This is a genomic window from Rhodoblastus sp. (genome assembly GCF_041915505.1).
Classification (GTDB): domain Bacteria; phylum Pseudomonadota; class Alphaproteobacteria; order Rhizobiales; family Beijerinckiaceae; genus Rhodoblastus.
The window spans coordinates 1-3,659 of record NZ_JAYSBG010000342.1 but is presented as its reverse complement, the minus strand read 5'-3'; the positions used below and the strand labels follow the sequence as shown (position 1 = coordinate 3,659).

The 3,659-nt window shown below is 67.6% G+C and carries 3 protein-coding genes; all 3 read left to right on the top strand.

The window, feature by feature from the left end; genetic code table 11:
• Window positions 1-768: penicillin-binding transpeptidase domain-containing protein (locus tag ACE3S9_RS16575; protein WP_374547582.1), on the top strand; the 768-nt coding region annotated here is incomplete at its 5' end.
• On the top strand, window positions 768-2,210 hold the full coding sequence (locus ACE3S9_RS16570) for a UDP-N-acetylmuramoyl-L-alanyl-D-glutamate--2,6-diaminopimelate ligase (RefSeq protein ID WP_374547581.1): 1,443 nt from the start codon (window positions 768-770) through the stop codon (window positions 2,208-2,210). The genes ACE3S9_RS16575 and ACE3S9_RS16570, both read left to right, overlap by 1 nt.
• Window positions 2,207-3,652: a UDP-N-acetylmuramoylalanyl-D-glutamyl-2,6-diaminopimelate--D-alanyl-D-alanine ligase gene (locus ACE3S9_RS16565; RefSeq protein ID WP_374547580.1), complete on the top strand. Its 1,446-nt coding sequence runs from the start codon at window positions 2,207-2,209 to the stop codon at window positions 3,650-3,652. Before ACE3S9_RS16570 ends, ACE3S9_RS16565 begins: the two co-directional genes overlap by 4 nt.
• The last annotated feature ends 7 nt before the right edge of the window (window positions 3,653-3,659 follow it).

Here is a 3,659-nt window from a genome sequence, read left to right as displayed (position 1 = left end):
CACGCCATTCTCACGGTGCCGGAAGTCTTCGTCCATTCCTCCAACATCGGCTCGGCGCGCATGGCGCTGATGGTCGGCGTCGAGGGCCACAAAGCCTTTTTGCGCAAGATGGGCGAAATGGACCGCATGCGCACCGAATTGCCGGAAAGCGCCGAACCGCTCGTGCCCAAGCACTGGAGCGAAGTTTCGACCATGACCATCGCCTTTGGCCATGGCTTGGCGGTCGCGCCGCTTCAGGCGATGATGGCGGTGGGGGCCCTCTCCAATGGCGGCTATCTGATCACGCCGACCTTCCTGAAGCGCCCGGCGGATTTCCGCAAGGAAAACAGCCCGCGCGTGATCAAGCCGGAGACGAGCGAGGCCCTGCGCTACATCATGCGCCTCAACGCCGAGATCGGCTCGGCCAAGAAGGCGAATGTCCCGGGCTATTTCGTCGGCGGCAAGACCGGCACGGCGGAGAAGGTCATCGGCGGGCGCTACAGCAAGACCAAGCTGTTCACGACCTTCATGGCGCTCGTGCCGACCGACAAGCCGCGCTATCTGTTCATGACCGTGATGGACGAACCGCAGGGCCTGCCCGAGGACGGCCATTACGCCACCGCCGCCTATAATTCCGGCTATGTCACCGGCCGGTTGATCGAGCGCGTTAGTCCCTTGTTGGGGCTGGAGCCGCGCCTCGATCTGCCGACGACGCCCTTCCCGCTGCTGGCGAAACTCGGCTATGGCTTCGTCAATACGCCGGCCCGGCCGGGCGGGGGAGAGCATTGATGCGGCTCGACGCGCTCCTGCCGGAAACGCCGGCGGCGCTGGCGGCGCTCGATGTGGCGGGCGTCACCGCCGACAGCCGCGCCGTCGCGCCGGGTTTCGTGTTTTTCGCTGTTTCCGGAGCCAAGGCCGACGGCATGAGCTTCGCGCCGCAGGCGCTCGCGGCGGGGGCCGTCGCCATTGTCGGCGAGCCGCCGCCGCCGGCGTCCCTGGCCGATGCGCCTTTCGTGCGGGTCGCGGATGTCCGCAAGGCTTTGTCTCAGGCGGCCGCCGCGCTCCATCCGCGCCAGCCGGAAAAAATCGTCGCCGTGACGGGCACCTCCGGCAAGACGTCGGTGGCGGATTTCACCCGCCAGATTTTCGCCTTCTGCGGCTATCAGGCCGCCTCGCTCGGCACGATCGGAATCGTCAAGCCGTCCGGCGCGGTCTATGGCTCGCTGACGACGCCAGATCCCGTGACCCTGCACCGGACGCTTGACGCTCTGTCCGGGGAAGGCGTGACCCATCTCGCCATGGAGGCCTCGTCGCACGGGCTCGACCAGCGTCGGCTCGATGGCGTGCGGCTTGCGGCGGCGGGCTTCACCAATCTCTCGCGCGACCATCTCGATTATCATCCGACGCTCGACGATTATCTCGCCGCCAAATTGCGCCTGTTCACGGATCTGCTGCAACCCGGCCAGACGGCGGTGATCGCCGCCGATGGCGACTACGCCGACCGCGTGATCGTCGCCTGCCGGACGCGCGGCTTGAACCTGTTCACGGTCGGCGCGAAGGGCGAGGGCTTGCGCTTGAAGGAAGCCCGCGCGGAAGGTTTTGCGCTGCGGCTCGCTCTTGTGTTCGAAGGCCGCGACATTGTCGCGATGCTGCCGCTCGCCGGCCTGTTCCAGGCTGAAAACGCCTTGGTGGCGGCGGGCCTGGCGTTGGCCGCCGGCGCCCCGGCCGAACAGGTGTTCGCGGCTCTGGAAATTCTGCAAGGCGCGCCGGGCCGTCTGGAGCGCGTCGGCGACAAGGCTGGCGCGCCAGTCTTCGTCGATTACGCCCACAAGCCCGACGCTTTGGAAAAAGCCATCGCCGCGCTGAAACCTTTCGCGAAGAACCGGCTGATCGTCGTGTTCGGCTGCGGCGGCGACCGCGACGCCGGCAAGCGGCCGATCATGGGCGAGATCGCGACGCGTTGCGCCGATGTCGTCATCGTCACCGACGACAATCCGCGTAGCGAAGAGCCGGCTGCGATCCGCGCGCAAATTCTCGCCGCCGCGCCCGGCGCGATCGAGATCGGCGACCGCGCCGCCGCCATCCGCGCCGGCGTGAAAATGCTCGGCGCGGGCGATCTGCTGCTCATCGCCGGCAAGGGTCACGAAACCGGCCAGCTCGTCGGCAAGACAATGCTGCCTTTCTCCGATCACGAGGAAGCGCGCGCCGCGCTCGAGGAGTTGCGGGCATGAGCGAATTCCTGTGGAGAGGTCTCGGCCTCGTCGCCCCGATGCGCGCCCGCGTGCTCGGCCTGCCGCCGGAGGGCGTGACGGGCATATCCATCGACACCCGCACGCTGCAGCGGGGCGAATTGTTCTTCGCCATCAAGGGCGACCGCACTGACGGCCATGATTATGTCGCCGCCGCCTTCGAGCGCGGCGCCGCGGCGGCGGTGGTCGACGAGGCCCATGCCGACGCGCTGAAACATCTCGGGACGCTTTATATCGTCCACGATGTGCTGAAGGGGTTGGAAGGTCTGGGCCGGGCGGCGCGCCAGCGCAGCCGGGCGCGGATCATCGCGGTCACCGGCTCGGTCGGCAAGACCTCGACCAAGGAAATGCTGCGCAAGGTTCTGTCCGACGCCGGCCCGACCCACGCCTCCGACAAATCCTTCAACAATCATTGGGGCGTGCCGCTGACGCTCGCCCGCCTGCCGGAAAAGGCGCGCTTCGCCATTTTCGAAATCGGCATGAATCACGCCGGAGAGATCACGCCGCTGGTCGATATGGTGCGCCCGCATGTCGCGCTGGTGACGACGGTCGCGCCGGTGCATCTGGAGCATTTCGTCAATGTCGAGGCCATCGCCGAGGCCAAGGCCGAAATCTTTTCGGGGATCGTCAAGGGCGGCGTCGCCATCGTCAATCGCGATATCGACACCTTCCCGATCCTTGAATCGGCGGCGAAGGCCTCGCCGGCGGCCTATGTGCTGAGTTTCGGCGAAAGTATCGCCGCCGAAGCCCACCTCGTGAAATTCGGCCCCGAAGAGACCTTTTCGCGCGTTTCGGCGCGCGCGCTCGGGCAGGACGTGCGGTTCGAGCTCGGCGCGCCGGGCCGCCATATGGCGATCAACGCGCTTGGCGTCCTGCTCGCCGCCCGCGCCGTCGGCCTCGATTACGCCGCCATCGCCGCCTCGCTCGCCGCCGTCGCGCCGGCGCAGGGGCGCGGCGCGCGCGAAACCTTGCAACTCGACCGCGACAATCCGAACAGCCGCGTCCTGCTGATCGACGAGAGCTATAACGCCAATCCGGCCTCCATGCGCGCGGCGATCGACCTGCTCGGCGCCGCCGGCGTTTCCCGCGAGGGGCGCCGCATCGCCGTGGTCGGCGACATGCTGGAGCTGGGGCCAGGCGGTCCCGCCCTCCACGCGGCGCTGAAAGACGATCTGCTGCGCAACGGGATCGATCTGGTCTTCGCCGCCGGCCCGCTCTCGCGTCATCTTTTTGACGCGCTGCCGCCCGAAAAGCAGGGCGCCTGGGCCGAGACCGCCGCCGCGCTGGAGCCTCTGGTCGCGGAGGCCTTGCGCCCGGGCGACGCCGTGATGGTCAAAGGCTCGAACGGGTCGAAATTGCACGCGCTCGCCGCAGGCTTGAAAACGCGCTTCGCCGTGGCCGAGACGCAGAAGATCGGGGTCTGAACATGCT